The organism is Lentzea californiensis, from assembly GCF_024648825.1.
Taxonomy (GTDB): domain Bacteria; phylum Actinomycetota; class Actinomycetes; order Mycobacteriales; family Pseudonocardiaceae; genus Lentzea; species Lentzea californiensis.
The window spans coordinates 129,251-154,347 of sequence record NZ_JANBBE010000004.1 but is presented as its reverse complement, the minus strand read 5'-3'; the positions used below and the strand labels follow the sequence as shown (position 1 = coordinate 154,347).

Here is a 25,097-nt window from a genome sequence, read left to right as displayed (position 1 = left end):
TCGTCTCCTCGTCAGACGCGAAGAGCCCCGACCGCGCGAAGCAGCCGGGGCTCATCGTTGAACCTGTTACTGGCAGGTTACTTGTCGTGCTCCGAATCGTCCTTCTCGGAGGCAGTGCCCGACTTGATGGCGGATGCAGCCATCTCGGACAGCGCGGGTGCCGCCTTCTCGTGCGGGATGGTCTTGCCGGTGAAGGTCACGTGGCCCTCGTTCCGGATCCGCTCGATCATGTGCGGGTAGTGCAGCTCGAACGCCGGGCGCTCCGAACGGATCCGGGGCAGCTCGGTGAAGTTGTGCCGCGGCGGCGGGGACGAGGTGGCCCACTCGAGCGAGTTGCCGTAGCCCCACGGGTCGTCCGCCGTGACGACCTCACCGAAGCGGTAGCTCCGGAAGACGTTCCAGATGAACGGCAGCGTCGACGCGCCCAGGATGTAGGCGCCGATCGTCGAGATCATGTTCAGCGTCGTGAAGCCGTCGGACGCGAGGTAGTCGGCGTACCGGCGCGGCATGCCCTCGTTGCCCAGCCAGTGCTGGACGAGGAACGTCGCGTGGAAGCCGAGGAACGTCGTCCAGAAGTGCAGCTTGCCGAGCGGCTCGTCCATGAAACGGCCGGTGATCTTCGGGAACCAGAAGTAGATGCCGGCGAAGGTCGCGAACACGATCGTGCCGTAGAGCACGTAGTGGAAGTGCGCGACGACGAAGTACGTGTCGGACACGTGGAAGTCGATCGCGGGCGCGGCCAGCAGGATGCCGGACAGACCACCGAAGAGGAACGTGACGATGAAGCCGATGCTGAACAGCATGGGCGTCTCGAACGTCAGCTGGCCCTTCCACATCGTGCCGATCCAGTTGAAGAACTTCACACCGGTCGGGACCGCGATGAGGAACGTCATGAAGGCGAAGAACGGCAGCAGCACGGCGCCGGTCGCGTACATGTGGTGCGCCCACACGGCGACGGACAGGGCCGCGATGCCGAGCGTCGCGTAGACCAGGCCGTTGTAACCGAAGATCGGCTTGCGGCTGAACACCGGGAAGATCTCCGACACGATGCCGAAGAACGGCAAGGCGACGATGTAGACCTCCGGGTGACCGAAGAACCAGAAGAGGTGCTGCCACAGGATCACGCCGCCGTTGGCGGGGTCGAACACGTGGGCACCGAGGTGGCGGTCGGCCAGCAGGCCGAGCAGCGCGGCGGTGAGGATCGGGAACGCGAGCAGCACCAGCACCGACGTCACCAGGATGTTCCAGGTGAAGATCGGCATCCGGAACATCGTCATGCCGGGCGCGCGCAGGCAGACCACGGTGGTGATCATGTTCACCGCGCCGAGGATGGTGCCGAGACCACCGACCACCAGGCCGGAGATCCAGAGGTCGGCACCCGCGCCGGGCGAGTGGATGGCGCTCGACAGCGGCGTGTAGGCGAACCAGCCGAAGTCAGCCGCGCCACCGGGGGTGACGAAGCCCGCCATCACGATCAGGCCACCGAAGAGGTAGAGCCAGTACGAGAAGGCGTTGAGCCGCGGGAACGCCACGTCGGGCGAGCCGATCTGCAGCGGGAGCACGAAGTTCGCGAAACCGAAGACGATCGGCGTCGCGTAGAGCAGCAGCATCACGGTGCCGTGCATCGTGAAGAGCTGGTTGAACTGCTCCTGGCTCAGGAACTGCATGCCGGGACGGGCCAGCTCGGTCCGCATCAGCATGGCCATCGCGCCGCCGACCATGAAGAAGGCGAACGAGGTGACCAGGTACATGATGCCGATTTGCTTGTGGTCCGTGGTGCGGAACATCCGCAGCAGGAAGGACCCCTTGACCGCAGTGCGCGTCGGGTAAGGACGCGTTGCGATCGGCTGCGGGGCTACGGCCGTCACGGTACCTCCAGGCCTTGGTGGGACCAGTAGTTCGGGAAACTCCCCGGATATTAGACGGAGCCGATCAGCTCCATTCGGGTGGGCCATGGCCGGTGGCCAGCGGCGTAGCGCACGTCACACGTATCCTGCCGCCGTGCTTCGATTGCTCGCTGTCGCTTCCGTCCTGTTGCTGGCCGCCTGTGGCTCCCCGGCCACGCACAACTCTGCGGATGTCACGTTCGCCCAGGGGATGGTGCCGCACCACGAGCAGGCGCTGGAGATGTCCGGGCTCGTCGCGTCCCGCACGGAGAACCCCCGGGTGATCGACCTGGCCAAGCGCATCGCGGACGCCCAGAAGCCCGAGATCGACCGCATGAACGGCTGGCTGCGCACCTGGAACGCGCCGGTGCAGGCGTCCTCGCACACCTCACACGGCCACTCGGAGAGCCACGGCATGGTCGAACTGGGAAACCTCGCCGACCTGGACGGCACGGAGTTCGACCGCCAGTGGCTGTCGCTGATGATCCAGCACCACAGGGGCGCCGTGGAGATGGCGCAGAAGCACCTGGGGGCCGGCACCGACCCGGAGACCCGCAAGCTCGCCCAAGAGGTCGTCAGCCACCAGGAGAAGGAGATCTCGGAAATGGAGTCGCTCCTCCCCCAGGGCTGATGCCAGCCTTCGTGCCGTGAGCGCACTAGCAGCCGCCGTATCTCTCGCGGCCTCGCACGGCGTGGCCTGCTCCGACCCTGTCGTGCTCAAACAGGGCAGCAACGTCCTCGTGCACCTGCGCCCGGCCCCGGTCGTGGCCCGAATCGCCGCACGCACGGCCCTGGTGCGGCCTTCAGTCTCCGAGCACTTCGCCCGCGACCTGTCCGTGTCGGCCTTCCTGGCCTCGCGCGGCGTACCGGTCGTGACGCCCTCTGCAGAGCTTCCCGCCGGGCCTCATGTGTCCGATGGCTTCGTGCTCTCGTTCAGCACGTACGTCCCGCACGACCCCACGGCGCGACTGTCCAGACAGGACGTCCTCAAGCTCCTGCCAGACCTGCACGCCGAACTGAGGCCCTACGAGGGCCGTCTGCCCACGCACGGCCCGCTGGACGACGTGGACAACGTCCTGACGTACCTGGACGGCCTGGGCGTGCCCGACCTGGCGAGGTTCCGCCAGTGGCGCGACGACCTGCAAGCCGCCTGGTCCGCACACGACAACGACGTCCAGCCGCTGCACGGCGACCCCCACCCCGGCAACGTGCTGGTGACGCCGTCAGGCCCGGTCTGGAACGACTTCGAGGACACCTGGCGCGGCCCGCGCGCCTGGGATCTGGCCTGCTCCGCGGACAAAGAAGAAGCCGCCCAACGCACCGTGGACATCTACGGCGGCGGGGCGGCTCCTTCAGACGTGGAGTTCCACGCGGAGACACGACGCATGTTCGGCACGCTCTGGGGCGTGCTCATGCAGTGGTCTTAGACGCGACGCCTGCGCATCACGAGCACCAGCGCGGCACCAGCGGCCACGAGCGCGGCACCGAGGCCGAGCATCCAGGCGGACCCGAACCCGGTGGCGGCGAGGTCGTGCACCTCGGCGACCGGCACAGGCGCGACGGTGGTCGTCGTCGTGAGCGCGACCTCAGCGGAAGAAGACGGCGTGGCCGGCTCGGAGCTCGAAGTGGAAGTCGGCGTCGACGAGTGAGTCACGGTCGACTCGGACGTGGTGGTCGTCGTGGTCGTGGTCGTGGTGCTGGCGGGCGGCTGTTCGACGGCGACACCGCATCCGAACCACTGACCGATCTCCGGAAGGTTCCCGCCGTCGACGACCGGAGCGCGCAGTTCGTTCCACGGCAGCGCTTCGCCGAGCTTGCCGGCCAGGTAGACGTTGAAGACGTCCCCGGCTTTCACGAGCATGCCCGTGACCTTCACGTCCTCGGGCAACCCGGTGATGTTGAGGTGCTGCTGGTTGTCGCCACCGGTGTAGACGAGCTCGCCGGGCAGGACCACGTTCCCACTGAGCCCGCCCACGGTGCAGGCATCGGGGTGGTTGACGTCGATGAACTGGGAGAACGCCTGCGCGCGCGGGTCGTCCGTGGTCACCTCGTCGGCGAACGCACTGGTCGCCAGCACGAGCGAGGCCACAGCGGCCAGGGCGGCCGAGGCGAGCAGGCCGGAACGTCTCAGGGGCGTCAAACGCATCGGGTCACTCCGTGGGGGTCGGCGGATGCCGCGATCTAAGACGATCGACGTCCCCCGAACGGGTTAGGTGACGATCAACAGTGCACCCTGTGGCCGAGTTGTTATTGCTCCGTGAGGTGCAACCCCAAACGAAAGAGCCGCCCCGCGCGCCGAAGTGATCTACGGCGCGCGGGGCGGCTCGTTCAAGGCGTGGGCTTAGGCGCGACGCCTGCGCATCACGAGCAGCACAGCGGCACCACCGGCGACGAGCGCGGCACCGAGGCCGAGCAGCCAGGCGGACCCGAATCCGGTCGAGGCCAGGTCGTCCTCGTTGGCGACAGGCACGGGCGCGACCGTCGTGGTCGTGGTCGGCGCGACCTCACCGGTGGTGGTGGTCGTCGTCGTGGCGCTCGTGGTCGAGCTCGGGGACGACGAGTGGGTGATGGTCGAGGTCTCCGAAGAGGAGGACGTCGTGGTCGTGGTGGTGGTGGTCGTGGTGGTCGTCGTGTCCTTGACGCCGCACGCGTACCAGTGGCTGATGTCAGGGACCTTGTCGTTCTTGAGCGGCGCCTTCAGGTCGTTCCACGGCAATGCGCCGAGGTCGTCCGCGAGGTAGACGTGGTAGGCGTTGCTGCCCTTGACGACCACTCCGGTGATCGTCACACCGGCCGGCTTGATGCCGGTGATGTCGAGGTCCTGCGTGTCATTGCCACCGGTGAACTCGAACTGGTCCTGCTTGTACGAGGTACCGGTGAGACCACCCACCGAGCAGGCGTTGTCCCAGTTCCACTCGATGTTGCCGTCGAACTTCTCCGGCTCGCCCGCGAACGCGGTGGTCGCGAAGGCGAGGGTGACCGCAGCGGTGACGGACACCACCGCGAGCAGACGGCTGGATCTCGGGGAGATGAGGCGCATCGGGTTACTCCGGGGGTTGGTGGTTGCGGCGATCTAAGACGATCGACGTCCCCCGAACGGTCTAGATGACGATCAACTGCACCCTTGTGGCCGAGTTGTTACACGTCCGTGAGGTGGCATCCCAAACGACCAAACGCCGAAGGGGCCGGTGCACCGGCCCCTTCGGACATTCGTTCCGCAGGCGTCAGTCGTTCTGCGCGACCTCGGACGGGCGCAGGTAGACGGTGGCACCGCCGGTCGGCATGTGCCGGAAGAAGTCAACCTGGCTCACAGGCTGGCCAACCACTGGACCCGCGCCCTGGGGGAGGTTCGGGGTGCGCGCGCCCGGCATCGGCGGCGTCACGGGGAGGCGGACTGGCTGGTTCGGGGTCACGTAATCGATCCTTGCTCTTGCTCTTGCTCGCAATGGGACGGTTCATCTCGTGGCTCAAGCAGAAGTGTTTGCAGCAAGGACTCGAGCGCGGCGAACAGACGCCGGATCGCGACGCCTTCGGTCACGCGCCAGTCCTCTATTGCCGCGGCCAGCAGGGAGGCACGGTCGATCGTCGCACCTTCCACTCGAAATTGGGTCATGACCCAGCCCGAGTCCGCGTCGAGCCAAAAGATGTCGAGAGGACGAGCCGCCTTGGTCACGACCACTCGCCCCGACGCCGCACGGGCGTACCTCACTCCGGGTACGAGCGCCAGGTGACGTGGAGGTTCCGCTCCGTCGTGCGCTGCCGCGCCACCACCCTCGGCCCGCGACTCGTCGTGATCCGCCGGAATGCCGAGAAGGGCGCGCAACAGCCATCGTGCGTCAGAGCGCAGATCGCTCTCGTGGTCGAGGAGCCAGCGGCCGATCTCCATCGCCCTGTCGTGTGCCTTGGGCAGCAGCGAAACCGGACTCAGTTCCTGGGTCTCGCAGGCTCGCTGGAACTGGGCGAGTGCCGTGTAGGCGTGCCACGCCGCGAACGTCTGCTCCAGCGGCCACATTACCTTCGACCACGAATTGACGAAATGCTCCGCTCGCTCCGCCCGCTCGCCGTCGAGGAACTGGCGGGTCACGGCGAAGTCGAAGAACTTGAGGTGGGAGCACTCGTGCACCAGCGCCTCGGCGATCTCGATCGCCGAGGCGGGTTCGTCGATGAGGACGAGACCGGGCAGGTAGCGCGTCGACGCGGACACGACACCACCTGAGGTCTCCGCCTTCAGCACCGCGAAGAGCGTCAGGTGCGCGAGGAGGTCGTCAGACATCTCCGGCGCCAACCGGCGGAACAGCCGCACGGCTTCGTCCACGAGCGCGAGAGCCGCGGCGAAGCGGTCTCCGTCGGCTTCGGTCAGCACCTGGGGCCGCGAGCCGGCCGGCGCGATGATCCGCAGGGCGGTGGCGAGCTTGCCGCTGGCCGCCGGATCGGACACGACGGCGACGCCGGCGGCGTCACGCACGTCGAGCCGGGCCGCGTGGAGCAGCGTGTCCGTCGTCAGGTCGTCGTCGTGTCCTGCGAGGGCGCGTCCCAGTTCGTAACGGACGACCGGATGGTCCAGCACCTTGTCGGACAACCGCGCGTCAGGCGTGAAAATCTCACCAGCGAGCCGGTAGAGCGTCCGCCGCTCGTCCACCAGCACACCGGCGGGCGCGATGACCGCATGCACCGCATGCGTGCTCGCGACAGTCGGCACGGCCGAACCAATCACCAACACAACCCTAGAAACGCGCCACGGACGCCCAATGAGATCAGGGCACCACCGCGCTGGCGGTGCTGCCCTACTGGCGCGTGAGCGTAGCGGCACGGAGCGTGTCTGTGATAGCCGACACCCATAAAAAAGACAGATGCCGTGCTACCTGGGCGTACCAGGCAGCACGGGCATCTGTCCCCCTCCCCCGGCATCGGCCGTCATCAGCCGAACATGATGCTGGTGACGTTCACGAATCCGACAACGGCGAGCGCGACGACCGAGACGGCGATCATCGTGAACACGGTGCGCCATCCGATGGCGGTCACGGCGACGGCGACGGCGGCGGCAATTCCCAGAGCACTCCCTGCAGACATTTTGTTCCCTCCCGACTAGGCGAGCACGTTGTCCGGGTGTGGGCGTCCCCGGCGTTTCGCCATGCATCAAGGATCGCCCAGTTGTAGGTTGTCTGTCAACGGTCGACAGGTTGCCAGACAAGTTGCAACCAGACTGCGAGAGGCCTAAGCTGGACCAATGCCCGTCGATGACGTCCATTTCGGCGAGAGCTGGTCGCTCTCGCCTGATTCGCGACGGCCACTACCGGAGCTCATCGAGCAGAAGCTCCGCGAGCAGATCATCGGAGGCACCCTCAAGTCGGGCGACAAGCTCCCCACCGAGCCGGAACTGGCCCGCAGGCTGGACGTCGCCCGCTCGTCTCTGCGCACAGCGCTGCAGCGGCTCCAGTTGCAGGGCATCGTCGAGGTGCGCCGCGGGCTCGGCTGGTACGTCCGCCGCACCGACTTGGCCGCCGTCGAGGAGCACCTGGAGGGCAGGCTGGCCGCCAGGCAGTTCGATCAGATGGATCTGCTCGAGGTGCGGATCGCGCTGGAGACCACGGCCGCGAGCCTCGCCGCGGTCCGCGCGGGCGACGGTGAACTGGACGAACTGGCCAAGCTGAACCGCCGCTACCAGCGCGCGCAGGTCGAGGACGTGCAGGAGATGATCGAGGCGGACGAGGAGTTCCACTCGGCCCTGGTCCGCGCGTCCAAGAACGAACTGCTGGAGCAGATGTACCTGGCGCTCGTTCCCGGCCTGCAGGACTGCAAGCGGCACGCGCAGCCGTCGCGGGAAGTGCACAACCGCTCGGCGAACGAACACGAACAGATCATCTGGTTCCTGCGCAGGCACGACGAAGTGGGCGCGAAGAGCGCGATGACCACCCATCTGCTCGGCCTGTACGACGACTTGGCGACCGACGAGTCCAAGCCGAAAGCCACCCTCAACACATATGTAGGTGTGTCGGACAAGCCGATCTGGGGCGAGTCCCGCTGATACGGCACTGACCGAAAGGCTCTGGCGCCAATCCCGCCTCACTCCCACCATGGTCATGGACGACCGGTGGGATGAGGGGTGGCGGTCAGGTGGCGGTTCAGCTCCGCAGGCACAGGCGGGTTGTCGTCGTCGCTGTTCTTCTGCTGCTGGTCGCGGGCGCAAACCTCACCGCCGTGCTGCTGTGGCAACCCTCCTCCCCCACCGGTGAACTGTGGCACCAGGTGCTGCTGGGAGCCTGGCCGCTACCGGCGTTCGTCGGGCTGGCACTAGGCACGTACGAGTTGTTCCTGCACCACCGGCTCGTCGCGGCACTGGGGCGCATCGCCAGCCCGGGCATGATGGAACATCTGCTGCCGAGCGAAGTGCTCAAGGCGTTCCTGTCATCGATCTACGGTTCGAACGAGGCCAACCAGGACGTGGTGTCAGGCCTGCTCGGTGGCGAGGGCCTGCGTCCGCACGGCGGCGACCTGACGATCAGCACGAACACGACCGTCAAGATCGAACTGCAGGGCATCGACTCGAAGTCGTACCACCTGATCACGACGCAGAGCTACCAGTTCCGCCACCAGATCCCGGTGGACCGGTTCGTCATCTTCGCGACGAGCAGCGTGCTCCTGCGCGACACGATCAACGCCGCCTGCCGTTACCCGCTGTTCGAGCTCTTCTTCATCCCCGACCAGTCGCTGTTCCTGGACTCGGTCGACGACCTGCAGCACGCGACCAAGATCGCGATCGACTACATCGACCACGAGGGCCTGCGCCGTTCCGCGGAACCGAGCCAGATTCCCCCCATCGAGGTGCGATTCGACCAGTGGTCGCATTACCTGACGTTCTTCCAGAAGGCCATGGGCCCGCTGCCGAAGCTGAGCCCGCACGACCACCTCGGCGACCTGCGCATCTTCGAATGCGATCTCAGCGGCATCGCGGACGACCACGTGGTGCGCGCGATCTGCGGCCTGACCATCAACGCGCGCATGCTCCAACGCACCAACGACGGCTTCTGCTACTGGCAACCGCCCTATCCGTCGTACGTGGAACGGATCGGTTTCGACGCGACCGGGCTCGCGGTCGATCACGCACTCGAGCAGGAGTTCAGCATCATGCCCTTCACGTTCCGCTCCAACACACTGCCCGCGCAGTGGCTGAGCGCGGAGCAACTCCAGGACCTCTACGTGCGCTCTTGGGTGCTGCCCGGCCACGGCGTCGCGTTGTTGTGGCGGGAGATGCGCAACTGACCCCCGTCTGCCGGCTCAGTCGGCAGACGGAGCGAAGACCGTGCCACCGGTCGGGGCATCGCGGAACCAGTCAACCCGGCTCACCGGTTCACCCACCGGTCGGCGCTGGTCCGGACCCGGAGGAACCGCGGGGACCGGCACGACCGGGTTGCGCTCAGGGGTCATCGAGGTCTCCTCAGGGGTCGAGGCGGCAATCCGAGGGTAAGTCCGCGCATGCCTCCAGGGCTTCGACCAGCTGGGTGAGCCGGAAGCGCGGAGTGGCGCTGTTGCGACGGACTCGGACGAGCTCGGAGCTTTCTGCACTGAGGTCCGCGACGAAGAGCACGAGCTCGGACTCGCCATCCCCACCGGCATCGAGATGTACTTCATCACCGCATTCGCCGGCGTGGCGACCGACCCGAGACTGCGGGCGACCGCGCCACCGTTGGACGCGCGCTGGAACCAGTCGACGCGGTGCACTGCTTGAAGAGCCCGACGTGGCTACTCCTGCAGTTCGGGAGCGGGGACGGAGGGGCCGGTTCGCTGGTCACCCAGCTTTCCTTCGTCTGGAAGATCGCTGACGAGCGCATCGATCTCGTGTGGTGCTGAGCGCCTGCCGAGCGGGTGAGCGTGCCTTGCAAACGGACGCAAGAAATTGCGTACACTTGCGGCATGACGCAACGGAGGCTGGCCGAGGTCGCGGCCAAGGTCGGGGTCAGCGAGGCCACCGTCAGCCGGGTGCTGAACGGCAAGCCGGGCGTCTCCGACGCCACGCGGAGTGCTGTTCTCACCGCGCTTGACGTGCTGGGTTACGAAAGGCCGACGCAGCTGCGGGGGGAACGGGCCCGGCTGGTCGGGCTGGTGTTGCCCGAGTTGCAGAACCCGATCTTCCCCGCGTTCGCGGACGTGGTCGGCAACGCGCTCGCGCAAAGGGGCTTCACGCCTGTTCTGTGCACGCGGACGGCCGGCGGGGTTACCGAGGCGGAGTACTTGGAGCTGCTGCTGGAGCAGCACGTCAGCGGGATTGTGTTCGCTGGCGGGCTGTACGCGCAGAAGGACGCCAGTCACGGTCACTACCAGCAGATGATGTCCCGCAAGTTGCCTACGGTGCTGGTCAACGCCGCTATAGACGATCTTGCGTTCCCTCGGGTGTCGTGTGACGACGCGGTGGCGATCGAGCAGGCGTACGGGCATTTGACGTCGCTGGGGCACAAGCGGATCGGGGCCGTGCTCGGGCCGCCGGACCACGTGCCGAGCCTGCGCAAGCAGCAGGCGATCGACAAGTGCGGTGGGGCTGATGTCGAGCACGCGATGTTCAGCTTGGAGGGTGGGCAGGCCGCTGCTACCAAGCTCGTGCAGCGTGGGGTTACGGCGATCATCTGTGCTAGCGACCCGTTGGCGCTGGGCGCGATCAGGGCCGTGCGGCGTGCTGGGTTGGATGTTCCCAAGGACGTGTCGATCATCGGGTACGACGATTCCGCGTTCATGACCTGCACTGATCCGCCGCTGACCACGGTTCGGCAACCCATCGAGGCGATGGGGCGGGCTGCTGTCGAGCTGTTGGCCAACCAGATCTCCGGCAACGCGGTGGCGCCGGACGAGTTGCTGTTCGAGCCCGAGTTGGTGGTGCGGGCGTCCAGTGCGCCGGTGAGGTAACGGGCGCAGTCGTCTTCTTGCGAGTTTTCGTCTGGATATTGCGTTCAGATGTAACGGCGCCTTATGGTCGCCGTCACATCGACGCGCTCGCGAGAAGGGCGGCCCCACCATGAAGAAGTCCGCTGCCGTGCTGATTGGCGGTGTCCTGGCCCTAAGTTCAGTCGGCTGTGGGAGCGGTTCCACGACTGAGCCCGGCGGCAAGGTACAGATCAACATCAACGGTCAGCCGCCTCAGACCCAAGCGTTCGACCGCAAGGTCTTCGACGAGGACGTCGCGGAGTTCGAGACAGCGAACCCCGACATCGACCTCGTGCCGCACGAGGGGTTCATGGACCCGAAGACGTTCAGCGCCAAGCTCGCCGGTGGCCAGCTGGAAGACGTCTTCTACGTCTACTTCACCGATCCCGCGGCGCTCATCGCCCGCAAGCAGGCCGCCGACCTGACGGACTACGTCAAGGACGTGCCGCACTACGGTGACCTGAAGCAGGAGCTCAAGGACGTCTTCACGGTCGGCGGCAAGGTCTACGGCCTGCCCACCGCCAACTACACGATGGGCCTGCTCTACAGCCGCACCAACTTCACCAAGGCCGGACTGGACCCCGACTCGCCGCCGAAGACGTGGGACGAGGTGCGCGCCGCGGCCAAGAAGCTCAAGGACGCCGGCGTCACCGGGTTCGCCGAGTACAGCAAGAGCAACCAGGGCGGCTGGCACTTCACCACGTGGATGAAGTCCGTCGGTGGTGACATCGCCCGCAAGGACGGCGACACCTACAAGGCCGACTTCAACAACGACAAGGGCAAGGAAGTCCTGCGCAGGCTCAAGGAGATGCGCTGGGACGACAGCTCCATGGGCGAGAAGCAGCTCCTGGAGATCGGCGACGTGCAGAACATGATGGGCGCCGGGCAGCTCGGCATGTACGTGGCCGCGCCGGACAACGTCGCCGCGATCGTCAACCAGTTCAAGGGCAAGTACGACGACTACGGCCTGGCCGCGATCCCGGAGCAGAAGGGCACCCTGCTCGGCGGCGAGGGCTACATGATCAACCCGAAGGCCACGCCGGAGAAGATCAAGGCGGGCCTGAAGTGGATCCAGTGGAAGTACCTGAACCCGGACCGGCTCGAAGGCAACCTGCAGAAGTACAAGGACCGCGGCCAGCCCGTCGGCCTGCCGATCCCGCCGATCGCCGACGTCTGGACCGGTGAGCCGCGCAAGAAGCAGGAAGAGCTGAAGGCCAAGTACGCCACCATGCCGGTGAAGAACTTCCAGGCCTACGTGGACGGTTCGGAGAAGACCAAGGGCTCGCTCGAACCGCCGCAGGCGCAGCAGGTCTACGCGATCCTCGACAGCGTGGTGCAGGCGACCCTGACGAACTCCGACGCCGACCACCCGGCGCTGCTGAAGGACGCGGAGACCAAGGTCAACGCCGTTCTGGCGCAGGTGAAGTAGGTGCGGCGCCACGTCACCGCGTACGGCTTCCTGAGTGCCGCGCTGGTCGTCTTCGCGGTGTTCTCCTGGTACCCGATCGTGCGCGGGGTGGTCCTGAGCTTCCAGCAGGTCAACTTCGTCACGAGTCCCGACTGGGTGGGCTGGGAGAACTTCGAGCGGCTGTTCGCGGACCCGCTGTTCGGGGTGGCGTGGCGCAACACCTTGTACTTCACGCTCCTGGCACTGCTGCTCGGTTTCGGCGTCCCGTTCCTGACCGCCGTGGTGCTCAACGAACTGCGGCACGCCAAGGGTTACTTCCGCCTGCTGGTCTACCTGCCGGTGATGTTGCCGCCGGTCGTGACGGCCCTGCTGTGGAAGTGGTTCTACGACCCGGGACCGGGGCTGTTCAACTCCGTCCTCAGAGGACTCGGGCTGCCGACGTCCCAGTGGCTCGACTCCGCCGACACCAGCATGATCAGCCTCGTCTTGGTGATCACCTGGGCGAACATGGGCTCGGCGACGCTGATCTACCTGGCCACGCTGCAGACCATCCCCGGTGAGCTGTACGAGGCCGCCGACCTGGACGGCGCCGGGATCTTCAGGAAGGTCCGGCACGTCACGATCCCGCAGACCAAGTTCGTGATCCTCATGCTGTTGCTGCTGCAGGTCGTCGCGACGATGCAGGTCTTCACCGAGCCGTTCATCATGACCGGCGGCGGCCCGGAGGAGTCCACGGTCACCGTGCTGCTCCTGCTGTACCGCTACGCCTTCTACTACAACGACTTCGGCACCGCGAGCGCGCTGAGCCTGATCCTCTTCGCGGTGCTGGGCGTCTTCTCCTTCCTCTACCTCAAGATCACGAAGAAGGCCGACGCATGAGGACTCTCACCAGGGGAACGGGCCCGGCGTACTGGATCGTCCTCACCCTCACGCTGGTCCTGTTCACGGCGGCGTTCCTGCTCCCGCTGGTCTGGGTGCTGCTCGGCGCGTTCAAACCGCCGGCGGAACTGGCCCAGCAACCGCCGACGCTGCTGCCTCAGACGTGGGAACCGGGCGCGTACGTCGACGCCTGGAACTACATGGACCTGGGGCGGTTCTTCCTCAACACGTTCGTCGTCGCGATCGGCGCGTGGGCGGTGCAGATGGCCGTGATCGTTCCCGCGGCCTACGCGCTGTCCAAGCTCCGGCCGATCTTCGGCAACGTGGTCATGGGCCTGATGCTGGCGACGCTGATGTTGCCCTCGACGGCCGTGCTGGTCCCGGTCTACCTCACGCTCACCGACCTCGGCCTGCTCAACAACCCGGCGGGCATCTGGTTGCCGGCCGCGGCGAACGCGCTGAACGTGTACCTGCTCAAGCGGTTCTTCGACCAGATCCCGGAAGAGCTCCTCGAAGCGGCCAGGATCGACGGCGCGGGCACGTGGACGACCCTCGTCCGCATCGTGCTGCCGATCTCACGCCCCATCCTCGCCGTCGTCTCGATCTTCGCGGTCGTGGCGGCGTGGAAGGACTTCATCTGGCCGCTGCTCGTGTTCCCCGATCCGGCGAAGCAGACGCTCAGTGTCGCGCTTCAGCGCTTCGCCCCGGACACCCCGATCAACCTCCTGCTCGCGGGCCTCGTGCTGGCGAGCCTGCCGATGGTGGCGCTGTTCCTGGCGTTCCAGCGGCACATCCTCGCGGGGCTCACCGCGGGCGGCGTAAAAGGCTGAAAGGACACCAGATGAGTTGGTGGCGCAACGCATCCATCTACCAGGTCTACCTGCGCAGCTTCGCGGACGGCAACGGTGACGGCATCGGCGACCTGGCCGGCCTCCGCGCCAAGCTCCAGCACATCGCGAGCCTCGGCTTCGACGCGATCTGGCTCAACCCGTGGTACCCGAGCCCGCTCGCGGACGGCGGCTACGACGTGGCGGACTACCGCGACATCGAACCGGTCTTCGGGTCGCTCGCCGACGCCGAGAAGCTCATCGCGGACGCGCACGGCCTGGGCATCCGGATCATCATCGACCTCGTCCCGAACCACAGCAGCGACCAGCACCCGTGGTTCAAGGACGGCCTGTGGGACCGCTTCCACGTCCGCGACGGCGAGGAGATCCCGAACGACTGGCAGTCGCGCTTCGGCGGCCCGGCGTGGAGCAAGCTCGACGACGGCCGCTGGTACCTGCACCTCTACGCCGCCGAGCAGCCGGACTTCAACTGGGAGAACCCGGTCGTCCACGACGAGTTCGAGGACATCCTGCGGTTCTGGCTCGACCGCGGCGTCGACGGGTTCCGCATCGACGTGGCCGACGGCCTGGTCAAGGACTTCAGCAAGCCCGACGCGGACCTCCCCTACTCCGACCAGGACGGCGTGCACGAGATCTACCGCCGGTGGCGGCAGATCGTGGACGAGTACGACGGCGACCGCATCCTCGTCGGCGAGATGTGGCTGCCCGACCCGGTCAGGTTCGCCCGGTACCTCCGGCAGGACGAGATGCACAGCGCGTTCAACTTCGACTTCCTGTGCTGCCCGTGGGACGCCGGTGAACTGCGCAAGGTCGTCGACAGCACACTGGCCGCGCACGAACCCGTTGGCGCGCCACCGACCTGGGTGCTTTCGAACCACGACGTCACCAGGCACGTGACCCGCTACGGCCGCGAGAAGACGGGGTTCTCCTTCGCGGACAGGCAGCACGGCGCGCCGACCGACTTCGAACTGGGCACCCGCCGCGCCCGTGCGGCGATCATGCTCACCGCGGCACTGCCCGGCGGCGTCTACGTCTACCAAGGCGAGGAGCTGGGCCTCTGGGAGGTCGAGGACCTGCCGGACGAGCTGCGCGAGGACCCGGTGTGGCACCGCTCCGGCTTCACCGACCGGGGCCGCGACGGCTGCCGCGTGCCACTCCCCTGGTCCACCGAGGACGGCCCGAGCTGGCTGCCCCAACCGGAGAACTGGCAGGACTTCTCGGTCGCGGTCCAGTCGGACGACCCCGAGTCGATGCTCGCCCTGTACCGCCAGGTGTTCGCGCACCGCCGCGGCATCGACGGCGACCTGGAGTGGCTCGACCTGGGCGAGAACGTGCTGGCGTTCCAGCGCGGCGGCACCACCTGCGTCGTCAACCTGTCGGACCAGGCGATCGATCTGCCGGGCGTGCCAACGTTGTCAAGCGTCCCGCTGGAGAACGGCAACCTGCCGAGGGACGCCGCGGCCTGGCTGAACCGGTAAGACCCGAGGGGTACTGAGCGGCTGTGGTCGAAACGTGACCACAGCCGCTCGCTCGTTTTGCCCAGATGGGGGCAATGCGGGCAGAACAGCACCGGGACTCGGGCGTGCCCGCTCTGGCCGACCTGCGTGAACGGACCGTCACACACTGCGAGGCGGGCATAAATCGGGCAGGATTCCATCCTGTTGTGGTGCCCACCACAATGTTTCGAGGGTGTTTCATCTATGCACGGCCCGAACGGGCAACCCAATAGCCGAGTGGGCAGGTGACATGCGAGCCGAGGAACGCAAGCGGCGCATCCTGGCCAGGGCCCGCGCCGACGGCCGCGTCGACGTGGTGGAGATGGCGCAGGAACTGCGCGTCGCGCCCGAGACGGTCAGGCGCGACCTCCGCGTGCTCGACGAGCACGGCCTGGTGCGGCGCACGCACGGTGGCGGTGTGCCGGTCGAGAGCGCCGGCTTCGAGACGGGGCTCCGGTTCCGCGCCGGATCGCACGTCCCGGAGAAGCGGCGCATCGCGAAGGCGGCCGCCGAGCGCCTCGACGACGCCGAGACCGTGTTCATCGACGAGGGCTACACGCCGCAACTCGTCGCGGAGGCGTTGCCCACCACCAACCCGCTCACGATCATCACCGCGTCGTTGCCGACCGCGGCGGCCATGTCCGAACACCCGTCGTGCACCGTCCTGCTGCTGGGCGGCCGCGTCAGGGGCCACACACTGGCCACTGTGGACCACTGGACCACCAGGATGCTCGGCGAGATGGTCATCGACCTCGCCTACATCGGTGCGAACGGCATCTCCCGCGAGCACGGCCTGACCACGCCCGACCCGGCGGTCGGCGCGGTGAAGGCCAAGGCGCTCAGCGCTTCCCGGCGGAAGATCTTCGTCGGGACGCACACGAAGTTCGGCGTCTCCAGCTTCCACCGGTTCGCCGAGGTCTCCGATCTGGAGGCGGTCGTCACCGACAGCGGCCTCACCGCGCACGAGGCCCACCGCTACACCCTCCTAGGCCCCAAGGTCATCCGTGCTTGATCATCTTGGGCACTGACCGCCCTCACGATCCGGGTGCGACATCCCCCCTCTTCAGCGCGCCCAAAAACCTTGAAAGGAACCGACGATGTCGTCGATTCGCACACTCGGAGCCGCTACCGCAGTGTTGCTGCTCGCGTCCGCCTGCTCGGGAGCCGGCGGCGGGGGCGGCGGTGAGAACTCGGTGAACGTCCTGATGGTGAACAACCCGCAGATGCAGGACCTGCAGAAGCTCACCGCGGACAACTTCACCAAGGACACCGGCATCAAGGTGAACTTCACCGTGCTGCCCGAGAACGACGTCCGCGACAAGATCAGCCAGGACTTCTCCAGCCAGGCCGGGCAGTACGACGTCGCGACGATCTCCAACTACGAGACGCCGATGTTCGCCAAGAACGGCTGGCTCGCGCCGATGGACGACTTCGTGTCCAAGGACAGCGGCTTCGACCAGGCCGACGTCCTGGAGCCGATCAGGCAGTCGCTGACCGCGGCGGACGGCAAGGTCTACGCGCAGCCGTTCTACGGCGAGTCGTCGTTCCTCATGTACCGCAAGGACATCTTCGAGGCCAAGGGCGTCACGCTGCCCGAGAAGCCGACCTGGCAGCAGGTCGCGGACGCCGCGGCGAAGGTCGCGACCCCCGAGGTGCGCGGCATCTGCCTGCGCGGCCAGCCGGGCTGGGGCCAGGTGATGGCGCCGCTCACGACGGTCGTGAACACCTTCGGCGGCACGTGGTTCACCAAGGACTGGCAGGCGCAGGTCAACGCGCCGGAGTTCAAGGAGGCCACCAAGTTCTACGTGGACCTGGTGCGCAACCACGGTGAGGCGGGCGCTCCGCAGGCCGGGTTCGCCGAGTGCCTCAACAACATGACGCAGGGCAAGGTCGCGATGTGGTACGACGCCACGGTCGCCGCCGGCCTGCTCGAGGCCGCCGACTCCCCCATCAAGGGCAAGCTCGGCTTCACCCAGGCGCCGGTCGTGAAGACCGACAGCTCCGGCTGGCTCTACACGTGGGCGTTCGGCATCCAGAAGGCGTCGAAGAAGCAGGACAACGCCTGGAAGTTCATCTCGTGGGCGTCCGGCAAGGGCTACGAGGAGCTGGCCGGCAAGAACCTCGGCTGGTCGAAGGTCCCCGACGGCAAGCGCTCGTCGACCTACCAGCGTCCCGAGTACAAGCAGTCCTCCGGCAGCTTCTCCGCGATGGCCGAGGCCGCGATCAAGGGCGCGAAGCCGCTCAACCCCGGTGTGCAGGAACGCCCGGCTCCCGGCATCCAGTTCGTCGGCATCCCCGAGTTCACCGACCTCGGCACCCAGGTGTCGCAGCAGATCAGCTCGGCGATCGCGGGCGCGGTCACGGTGGACGACGCGCTGAACAACGGTCAGGGACTCGCCGAGAAGGTCGCCGCGAAGTACAAGGGGCAGTGACATGGCTGTCATAGAGCGGGAGCGGCCGGTCGTGGACCGGCCGCCCCCTGCCCCCCGCAGGAACTACCCGAAGTGGGCGCGGCGGGCGCCTCTGCTGCCCGCGCTCATCTTCCTGATCATCGTGACGCAGCTGCCGTTCGTGGCGACGCTGGTCATCTCGTTCATGAAGTGGAACTCTCTCGACCCCGCCAACCGCGGGTTCGCCGGGTTCGACAACTACGTCAACGTCTTCACCGACCCCGACCTGCGTTCGTCGGTCGTCAACACGATCGTGCTGACCGCGTCGGTGGTGCTGATCAGCCTGGCCCTCGGGCTGGGCCTGGCACTGCTGCTGGACAAGAAGTTCAAGGGCCGCGGGTTCGTGCGCACCATGCTCATCGCGCCGTTCCTGGTGGTCCCGGTGGCGGCGGCGCTGATCTGGAAGCACGTGCTCTACAACCCGGAGTACGGCCTGTTCAACGGAATCCTGAACTGGCTGGGCTTCGACGCGCAGCCGGACTGGATCTCCACCATGCCGATGAGCGCCGTCGTGCTGTCGCTGGTGTGGCAGTGGACCCCGTTCATGATGCTGATCCTGCTGGCGGGCCTGCAGTCCAAGCCCATCGAACCCGTCGAGGCGGCCACGATCGACGGCGCGTCGTCGTTCCAGATCTTCCGCTACCTGACGTTCCCGCACCTGCGCCAGTACCTGGAGCTCGGCGGCCTGCTCGGGTCGATCTACATCGTGCAGAACTTCGACGCGGTCTTCACGATCACGTCCGGTGGTCTGGGCACGGCGAACCTGCCGTACATGATCTACCAGACCTTCTATCAGGCCCACGAGTACGGCGAGGCCTCCGCGGCCGGCGTGATCGTGGTGGCGGGGTCGATCCTGATCGCGACGTTCGCGTTGCGCACGGTGTCCTCGCTGTTCAAGGAGGAGAAGCGATGAATCCCCAATGGATCAAACACGGTTGGGGTGTGCTCGCCTGGTTCTTCGGCCTTGTGTTCTTCGCTCCGGTGGCCTGGATGTTCCTGACCTCGCTGCACAGCGAGTCGGACGCGGCGACGAACCCGCCGTCCATCGCGGCACCGCTGACGCTGGACGGCTACGCCGAGTTCTTCGACGCCGGCGCGTGGCCGCCGCTGATCAACTCGTTCAGCGCCTCGATCGGATCGACGATCATCGTGCTGCTGCTGGCGATCCCGGCCGCGTACGCGTTGTCGATCAAGCCGGTGGAGAAGTGGACGGACGTCCTGTTCTTCTTCCTGTCCACCAAGATGATGCCGGTCGTCGCGGCGCTGCTGCCGATCTACCTGATCGCGCAGTTCTCCGGGATGCTCGACAACATCTCGTTCCTCACGCTGCTGTACTGCTCGATGAACCTGCCGATCGCGGTGTGGCTCATGCGCTCGTTCCTCGCCGAGGTCCCCAAGGAGATCCTCGAGGCGGCCTCGATCGACGGCGCCGGGCTGGTCACGACGCTGCGCCGGGTGGTGGCGCCGATCGCGATGCCGGGCATCGCGGCGACGGCGCTGATCTGCTTCATCTTCAGCTGGAACGAGCTGCTCTTCGCACGGGTGCTGACCGGTGTCGTCGCCGGCACCGCCCCCGTGTACCTGACCGGGTTCGTCACCTCCCAGGGCCTGTTCCTGGCCAAGGTGTGCGCGGCCGCGGTCGTGGTGTCTCTGCCGGTGCTCATCGCCGGGTTCGCCGCTCAGGACAAGCTCGTCCAGGGCCTTTCGTTGGGAGCAGTCAAGTGAAAGCAGCAGTGATCACCGGCGTCGGGTCCGTCGAAGTGACCACTGTGGACGATCCGAGGTGCGGTCCCCGCGAAGTGGTCGTCGACGTGGCCGCCTGTGGCCTTTGCGGCACGGACCTGCACATCCTGCAGGGCGAGTTCGCGCCCACCCTGCCGGTCGTGCCGGGCCACGAGTTCGCGGGCACGATCGTCGAGATCGGATCGCAGGTCAACGAGCTCTCCGTGGGTGACCGGGTCGCCGTCGACCCGTCGCTGTACTGCCACGAGTGCCGGATGTGCCGCTCGGGCAAGAACAACCTCTGCGAGCGCTGGGCGGCCATCGGCGTCACGACGGCAGGTGGCGCGGCGGAGTTCGCGGTGGCCCCGGTGGCGAACTGCGTGAAGCTGCCCGACCACGTGCGGACCGAGGACGCGGCGCTGATCGAGCCGCTGTCGTGCGCGGTGCGCGGCTACGACGTGCTGCGGTCGCAGATGGCGTCCCGCGTGCTGATCTACGGCTCGGGCACGATGGGCCTGATGATGCTGCAGCTCGGCAAGCTGACCGGCGCGTCGTCGATCGAGGTCGTGGACCTCAACGAGGAGCGCCTGAAGACCGCCGTCCAGCTCGGCGTCACGGGCGTGGCGTCCTCCGCGGACGAACTGGACCGGCCGCAGGGCTGGGACGTCGTCATCGACGCCACCGGCAACGAGAAGGCCATCCAGGACGGTCTCGGCAGGGTCGCGAAGGGAGGCACGTTTCTCCAGTTCGGAGTCTCCGACTACTCGGCCCGCGTGACCATCGAGCCGTACAGGATCTACAACCAGGAGATCACCATCACCGGCTCGATGGCGGTGCTGCACTCGTTCGAACGTGCGGCGGACCTGTTCGCGACCGGAGTGCTCGACCCCGAGATCTTCATCAGTGACAGGGTGCCGCTGGACGGTTACGCCAAGGCGTTGGACCAGTTCAAAGCCGGTGTCGGCCGCAAGATCCAGGTTCTTCCGTGAGCTAGCCGGAAAAAGTTCGTGGGCACTCGTGTATCCAGGCGAGTGCCCACGACTCCTTCCAGGCATGTCGAAGTCCGGGCAGAAAGTAACGCCGCCGTACTTTTCGCACATGTCCGACGAAGAGCTCCTCGCCTGGTACGCGGAGCTCCAGGTGCGCGCGATGAACGCGCCACCTGAGGACGTCGATTTCGATCACACCCACAAGCCCGCCCAGCCCAGGACCGTCGAAGAGCTGCGCCACCGGATCATGACCTTCCAGGGCTGGCCCGGAGGTCTCTCCACGATGGACTCGGGTTCTCCGTTCCACAACCTGTGGCACTGGCTCAGCGACTGACGCGGCGCGAGGTCACCCTCGCCCGAGTCGTCGGCGCGTTGGTGGCCGCCTGTGTGCTCTTCGCCGTCGTGCACACAGCGGTCACCGGCGCCGTCTCGCATCCGCGGAACTGGCTCGTCGCGTTCGCCTGCACCCTTCTCGGGGTGCGCGTGATCGGCCACGTCCGCAGGTCGTCCGTCGGGTGGTTGCTGCTGGCGATGGGCGTGTTCGGCGCCGTCGCCGTCGCGGTCGCGGGTCAGCCCGCCGACCACCCCGCCCGATGGGTCGAGGCGTGGGTCTGGTGGCCCACGTACGCGCTGCTGCCCGCTGTGGCACTGGTCTTCCCGAACGGCAGGCCGCTGAGCAACCGCTGGTGGACCGCCATCGGCGCGTCGCTGTTCGGTGCCGTCGTAGGCACCATCGGGATCGCCTGGGCGTCGTGGGGCGATCCCGCCTCGTACTGGCAGAGCAGTGGTGGCGGGGTCGCGAAGACGATCACGCTGATCGCCGTGCTCGCGGCCGGAGTCTCCGTGCTCGCGGCCGTGGTGTCACTGGCCCTGCGGTGGCGGCGGGCCGAAGGGGACGAACGCCGGCTGCTCGTGTGGGCGTTCGCGCTGCTGACGCTGGCCGGCGTGGCGACCGTGGTCGAGACGACGGACGGGCACATCGCGTGGATCGTCGGTGTGCTGGCGTTCCCGGCCGCCGCGGTCATCGCGATCCTGCGGTACGGCCTGTACGACATCAGCCTGCTGATCCACCGGTCGTTGCTCTACGGCTCGCTGACCGTGGTGCTGCTGCTCGTCTACCTCGGCGTGATGGTCGGGGCGGGTCAGCTGTTCGCGAAGGACGCCGAGGTCATCGGGGTCGTGGCCGCGGGACTGGTGTTCGCGCCGATCCGCAGCTGGGTGCAGCGCAAGCTCGACCGCTGGCTGTACGGCGAGCGCTCCGATCCTTACGCGACGTTGTCCACGTTGAGCGAGAAGCTCGAACAGTCGCAGGACGTGCTCGCGACCGTGGCGCAGACGGTCGCCGAGTCGTTGAAGCTGCCGTACGTGGCGATTCGCGGCGGGTCGGTGCTGGCCGAGCACGGACGCAGCCGCGGATGGCCGCAGCTGCGCTTTCCCATGACGTACCGAGGTTCCTCGGTCGGCGATCTCGTGGTCGAGCCGCGTGCACCGGACGAGAGGTTGAGCGATCGTGAACTGAGCCTGCTCGTCGACCTCGCCCGGTCGACCGCACCGGCCGCGCAGTCGATCAAGCTGACCACCGACCTGCAGCTCGCCCGCGATCGGCTGGTGCGGGCCCGCGAGGAGGAACGGCTGCGGCTGCGGCGCGACCTGCACGACGGCGTGGGGCCCGCGCTGGTCGGGATCCGGTTGCAGCTCAAGGCGTTGCGCCGCTCGCTGGGCGACGTGCTGGACCCGGTGCTGGCCGACGTCGACACGACCGCCGTCGAGGTGCGCAGCCTCGTGGACGGGCTGCGGCCGCCGATCCTCGACCAGGGCCTGGCGCTGGCCGTGCGCGACGAGGCCGCCCGCTTCGGCGGTGACCTGCGCGTCGAGGTGCGGGCCGAGCAGATCGACGGGCTGTCCGCCGCGGTCGAGGTCGCGGCCTACCGGATCGTCGCGGAGGCGTTGACCAACACCGCGCGCCACTCCGGTGCGTCGACCTGCGTGATCACCGTGCGGGCCGACGGCGACCTGGTCGTGGAGATCGTCGACGACGGGCGTGGCGTCGCGGCCGGTGCCAAACCGGGTGTGGGGCTCGATTCGATGCGGGAACGCTGCGCGGAGCTGGGTGGATCGTGCACAGTGGGACCCGCGGAACCACACGGGACACGGGTGGTGGCGCGGATCCCGTTGGAGGCCCAGTGACGCGGGTTGTGATCGCAGACGACCACCCGGTGTTCCGGCGCGGCCTGAAGGCGTTGCTGGACGGCGAGGACGGCCTCGAGGTCGTCGGCGACGCCGCCGACGGGCAGGAGGCCGTGCAGGTCGTCCTCGACCTCGCGCCGGACGTCGTCGTGATGGACCTGCACATGCCCGTCATGGGCGGTGTCGAGGCCGCGAAGCAGATCCAGGAGGCCCTGCCGCACGTCGGTGTCCTCGTGCTGACGATGCACGAGGACGACGAGCTGGTGTTCGCGGCGATGAAGGCCGGGGCGCGCGGGTACCTGGTCAAGACCACGGACGACGACGAGATCGTGCGCGCGGTGCAGGCGATAGGAGCGGGCGAGGCGATCTTCAGCGCCACCATCGCCCAGCGGATGATGGGCTACTTCACCGCGATCTCGTCGTCCAAGGCGGTGCTGTTCCCGCAGCTCACGGATCGCGAACGGGACGTGCTGGAACTGATGGCGTCCGGCCTGGACAACCCGTCGATCGCGCACCGGCTGACGCTGTCCGGCAAGACCGTCCGCAACCGGGTGTCCGCGATCTTCACGAAGCTGCAGGTGGCCGATCGCGCGCAGGCCATCGTGCGCGCCCGCGAGGCCGGGCTGGGAAGTCCCTCCTAGATCGGGACACAGGTCACCTGACGACGGGACAACGCCCGCGATTCGATCGGCGTATCCGCCGAAGGGGGCCCGATCGCATGGACATCACCTGGGACGTCGCACACGCGCGGCTCAGCCACGACCGAATGCTGCACATCGCACAGGCGCTCATCTCGATGCGCCCCGAGACCGTCACGCTGGGCGGCGGCGAGCCGCTGGGAGTACCCGGCCTGTTCGAGATCGTCGAACTGTTCCGCGACGCCGGCATCGACGTCGTCCTGCGCACGTCCGGCAAGTCGCTGCACCCGTCGATGGTGCGGACGCTGCTGCTGTCGTGCTCACGCATCGAGGTGTGCGCGATGGCGTTCACGCACGCCATGCACGCGTTGCACCTGCTCGACATCGGTGCCGCCAAGCTCGACCGGCACGCCGTGTTCGGCCTCGACGCCACCGGCATCCGGCGCGGCTTCGACCGCCTGGAGGAGTTCTGCGCGACCACCGCGTTCGAACTGTCCCGGCTGGGGTTCATCGCGTTCAGCGACACGCTCGGCTCGGACCACGCGCAGTACCTGCAGTCGCTCGCCCCTCAGACCGTGCGGGTGACGGTCGAGACCGCGAACACGTCGGTGGTCAGAGCGAGTTGATCAGGGCGCGCCAGGCAGAGGTGGAGAACGCGAGTACGTCACCGCTCGCGTTCTTCGTGTCCCGTACCAGCGCGTCCTGAGCGAGGGAGACCTCCACACAGGTCTCCGGAGCACCACCGCTGCTGTAGCTGCTCTTACGCCAGATCCGTTCCGCCGTCATGAGGATCCTCTCGAAGTCCGCTGACGTAGTCCGCCAGCATGCGCTTCGATTGTTCCGCATCCAACGCGACAGCATCCAGCCGCTGGAAGAGCCGCTTCGCCCGCGCGACGGCAACCGAATCCTGCGCCCACACCTGCGCCGTGTCGGACTCGCTGTAGGCGACCGGAGCAGCTTTGCCGAACTCGTACAGCGTCACCGGAGAGCGGAACGCGCAGATGTGCGCGGGCACGATCCGGAGGATGTGGGTGTTGAAGAGAAGACGCAAGTACTGGTCTTCTCGCAAGCGCGCGTCACCGAACGGCATCCGCAAGGCCAGTTCGTGCAGGTAGAACTCAAGCTCCGGCCGGTTCGGACGCCTCATGATCGTCTGCCGGTCCATACGTGCCCGCACGAGCGCCTCGATGTCGTCAGGCCCTTCGACGTGAGAGTCGACGAACAACTGTCGTGCGTACCCCTCGGCCTGCAGGAGGCCGTGAATGGTCAGCACTTCCAAAGAGGAAATCTTCGTAGCCATCGCCTCGGTCATCGCGATGGTGCGCACGTTGTCCGGCACCTGAGCGAAGAACAGGTCGAAGGCGTTGTAGTACCGGCTGCGGAACTCGTTGGCGAAGTCGATGTCCTTGCCGCACGTCGCCATGTACTGCACAAGGTCGACCTCGCTCGCGCGCACCTTCCCCAGCTCGACGTCGGACACCTTGCTTGGGTCCCAGCCGAGTTGGACGGCCATCGCACGGCCGTGGAACGACGTGCACGTCTCCCGCAGGCGGCGAAGCTCATCGCCGAGATCCCGGCTGTACGGGGTGGAAATGATCGCGGTCATGCCCAGTGACGGTATGGCTTGGATTCAACCCATGCCACGGGCTCGTTCGGGTGAAAACGGCAGGCCCTATGGCGT

Annotated in this window: 26 protein-coding genes; 18 read left to right on the top strand and 8 right to left on the bottom strand. The window is 67.1% G+C overall.

Annotated elements, in window-relative coordinates; all coding sequences use genetic code 11:
- Positions 1-77: 77 nt before the first annotated feature.
- The gene (gene ctaD, locus LX88_RS17650; RefSeq protein ID WP_090068364.1) at positions 78-1,868 is read right to left on the bottom strand and encodes an aa3-type cytochrome oxidase subunit I; all 1,791 of its coding nucleotides are present in this window, start codon (positions 1,866-1,868) and stop codon (positions 78-80) included.
- A 133-nt stretch (positions 1,869-2,001) separates the two neighbouring features.
- Here ctaD and LX88_RS17645 point away from each other — a divergent pair, with 133 nt between their 5' ends.
- A complete protein-coding gene (locus tag LX88_RS17645; RefSeq protein WP_258948881.1) occupies positions 2,002-2,517 on the top strand; it encodes a DUF305 domain-containing protein in 516 nt (171 codons plus the stop codon).
- A 16-nt stretch (positions 2,518-2,533) separates the two neighbouring features.
- Positions 2,534-3,313, top strand: coding sequence for a phosphotransferase (locus tag LX88_RS17640; RefSeq protein WP_258948880.1), 780 nt, complete (start codon positions 2,534-2,536; stop codon positions 3,311-3,313).
- Here LX88_RS17640 and LX88_RS17635 read toward each other — a convergent pair.
- The 5 genes from LX88_RS17635 to LX88_RS17615 all read right to left on the bottom strand — a co-directional run bounded on the left by LX88_RS17635 (position 3,310) and on the right by LX88_RS17615 (position 6,956).
- A complete protein-coding gene (locus tag LX88_RS17635; RefSeq protein WP_258948879.1) occupies positions 3,310-4,032 on the bottom strand; it encodes an LPXTG cell wall anchor domain-containing protein in 723 nt (240 codons plus the stop codon). The genes LX88_RS17640 and LX88_RS17635 overlap by 4 nt on opposite strands.
- 195 nt (positions 4,033-4,227) lie before the next feature.
- Positions 4,228-4,926, bottom strand: coding sequence for an LPXTG cell wall anchor domain-containing protein (locus tag LX88_RS17630; protein ID WP_258948878.1), 699 nt, complete (start codon positions 4,924-4,926; stop codon positions 4,228-4,230).
- Positions 4,927-5,110: 184 nt separating this feature from the next.
- Entirely contained in the window at positions 5,111-5,299 is a 189-nt protein-coding gene (locus LX88_RS17625) for a hypothetical protein (protein ID WP_258948877.1), read from the bottom strand.
- Positions 5,296-6,696, bottom strand: coding sequence for an aKG-HExxH-type peptide beta-hydroxylase (locus tag LX88_RS17620; RefSeq protein WP_258948876.1), 1,401 nt, complete (start codon positions 6,694-6,696; stop codon positions 5,296-5,298). Before LX88_RS17620 ends, LX88_RS17625 begins: the two co-directional genes overlap by 4 nt.
- 107 nt (positions 6,697-6,803) lie before the next feature.
- Positions 6,804-6,956: a hypothetical protein gene (locus LX88_RS17615; RefSeq protein WP_258948875.1), complete on the bottom strand. Its 153-nt coding sequence runs from the start codon at positions 6,954-6,956 to the stop codon at positions 6,804-6,806.
- Positions 6,957-7,113: 157 nt separating this feature from the next.
- On the opposite strand from LX88_RS17615, the gene LX88_RS17610 reads away from it, so the two are divergent.
- The 16 genes from LX88_RS17610 (at position 7,114) to LX88_RS17535 (ending at position 24,042) form a co-directional block, all read left to right on the top strand.
- Entirely contained in the window at positions 7,114-7,911 is a 798-nt protein-coding gene (locus tag LX88_RS17610; protein ID WP_258948874.1) for a FadR/GntR family transcriptional regulator, read from the top strand.
- Positions 7,912-8,000: 89 nt separating this feature from the next.
- On the top strand, positions 8,001-9,146 hold the full coding sequence (locus LX88_RS17605; RefSeq protein ID WP_258948873.1) for a hypothetical protein: 1,146 nt from the start codon (positions 8,001-8,003) through the stop codon (positions 9,144-9,146).
- Between the two features lie 651 nt (positions 9,147-9,797).
- Entirely contained in the window at positions 9,798-10,781 is a 984-nt protein-coding gene (locus LX88_RS17600) for a LacI family DNA-binding transcriptional regulator (protein ID WP_258948872.1), read from the top strand.
- 109 nt (positions 10,782-10,890) lie between these two features.
- Entirely contained in the window at positions 10,891-12,228 is a 1,338-nt protein-coding gene (locus tag LX88_RS17595) for an ABC transporter substrate-binding protein (protein ID WP_258948871.1), read from the top strand.
- Positions 12,229-13,086, top strand: a complete 858-nt coding sequence (locus LX88_RS17590) for a carbohydrate ABC transporter permease (RefSeq protein WP_258948870.1) — start codon at positions 12,229-12,231, stop codon at positions 13,084-13,086.
- Positions 13,083-13,916: a carbohydrate ABC transporter permease gene (locus LX88_RS17585; protein WP_258948869.1), complete on the top strand. Its 834-nt coding sequence runs from the start codon at positions 13,083-13,085 to the stop codon at positions 13,914-13,916. The genes LX88_RS17590 and LX88_RS17585 overlap by 4 nt, the downstream gene beginning before the upstream one ends.
- A gap of 11 nt (positions 13,917-13,927) precedes the next feature.
- Positions 13,928-15,412 (top strand): glycoside hydrolase family 13 protein, encoded by a 1,485-nt coding sequence (locus LX88_RS17580; protein WP_258948868.1) that lies wholly within the window; start codon positions 13,928-13,930, stop codon positions 15,410-15,412.
- A 268-nt stretch (positions 15,413-15,680) separates the two neighbouring features.
- The gene (locus LX88_RS17575) at positions 15,681-16,442 is read left to right on the top strand and encodes a DeoR/GlpR family DNA-binding transcription regulator (protein ID WP_090068339.1); all 762 of its coding nucleotides are present in this window, start codon (positions 15,681-15,683) and stop codon (positions 16,440-16,442) included.
- A gap of 85 nt (positions 16,443-16,527) precedes the next feature.
- Positions 16,528-17,862 carry an ABC transporter substrate-binding protein gene (locus tag LX88_RS17570; protein ID WP_258948867.1) on the top strand — a complete coding sequence of 445 codons (1,335 nt, stop codon included), beginning with the start codon at positions 16,528-16,530 and terminating at the stop codon, positions 17,860-17,862.
- A 1-nt stretch (position 17,863) separates the two neighbouring features.
- Positions 17,864-18,793 carry a carbohydrate ABC transporter permease gene (locus tag LX88_RS17565; RefSeq protein WP_258948866.1) on the top strand — a complete coding sequence of 310 codons (930 nt, stop codon included), beginning with the start codon at positions 17,864-17,866 and terminating at the stop codon, positions 18,791-18,793.
- On the top strand, positions 18,790-19,605 hold the full coding sequence (locus LX88_RS17560) for a carbohydrate ABC transporter permease (RefSeq protein ID WP_258948865.1): 816 nt from the start codon (positions 18,790-18,792) through the stop codon (positions 19,603-19,605). The genes LX88_RS17565 and LX88_RS17560 overlap by 4 nt, the downstream gene beginning before the upstream one ends.
- Positions 19,602-20,591 (top strand): zinc-dependent alcohol dehydrogenase family protein, encoded by a 990-nt coding sequence (locus LX88_RS44295; protein ID WP_258948864.1) that lies wholly within the window; start codon positions 19,602-19,604, stop codon positions 20,589-20,591. Before LX88_RS17560 ends, LX88_RS44295 begins: the two co-directional genes overlap by 4 nt.
- A gap of 109 nt (positions 20,592-20,700) precedes the next feature.
- Entirely contained in the window at positions 20,701-20,925 is a 225-nt protein-coding gene (locus LX88_RS17550; RefSeq protein ID WP_258948863.1) for a hypothetical protein, read from the top strand.
- Positions 20,904-22,778, top strand: a complete 1,875-nt coding sequence (locus tag LX88_RS17545; protein WP_258948862.1) for a sensor histidine kinase — start codon at positions 20,904-20,906, stop codon at positions 22,776-22,778. Before LX88_RS17550 ends, LX88_RS17545 begins: the two co-directional genes overlap by 22 nt.
- On the top strand, positions 22,775-23,419 hold the full coding sequence (locus LX88_RS17540) for a response regulator transcription factor (protein WP_258948861.1): 645 nt from the start codon (positions 22,775-22,777) through the stop codon (positions 23,417-23,419). Before LX88_RS17545 ends, LX88_RS17540 begins: the two co-directional genes overlap by 4 nt.
- A gap of 77 nt (positions 23,420-23,496) precedes the next feature.
- On the top strand, positions 23,497-24,042 hold the full coding sequence (locus LX88_RS17535; RefSeq protein ID WP_258948860.1) for a radical SAM family protein: 546 nt from the start codon (positions 23,497-23,499) through the stop codon (positions 24,040-24,042).
- Here the strand turns inward: LX88_RS17535 and LX88_RS17530 are convergent.
- Positions 24,029-24,202, bottom strand: a complete 174-nt coding sequence (locus LX88_RS17530; RefSeq protein ID WP_258948859.1) for a DUF397 domain-containing protein — start codon at positions 24,200-24,202, stop codon at positions 24,029-24,031. The two genes, LX88_RS17535 and LX88_RS17530, sit on opposite strands and share 14 nt — an antisense overlap.
- Positions 24,177-25,022, bottom strand: coding sequence for a helix-turn-helix domain-containing protein (locus LX88_RS17525; RefSeq protein WP_258948858.1), 846 nt, complete (start codon positions 25,020-25,022; stop codon positions 24,177-24,179). Before LX88_RS17525 ends, LX88_RS17530 begins: the two co-directional genes overlap by 26 nt.
- Positions 25,023-25,097 lie beyond the last annotated feature (75 nt).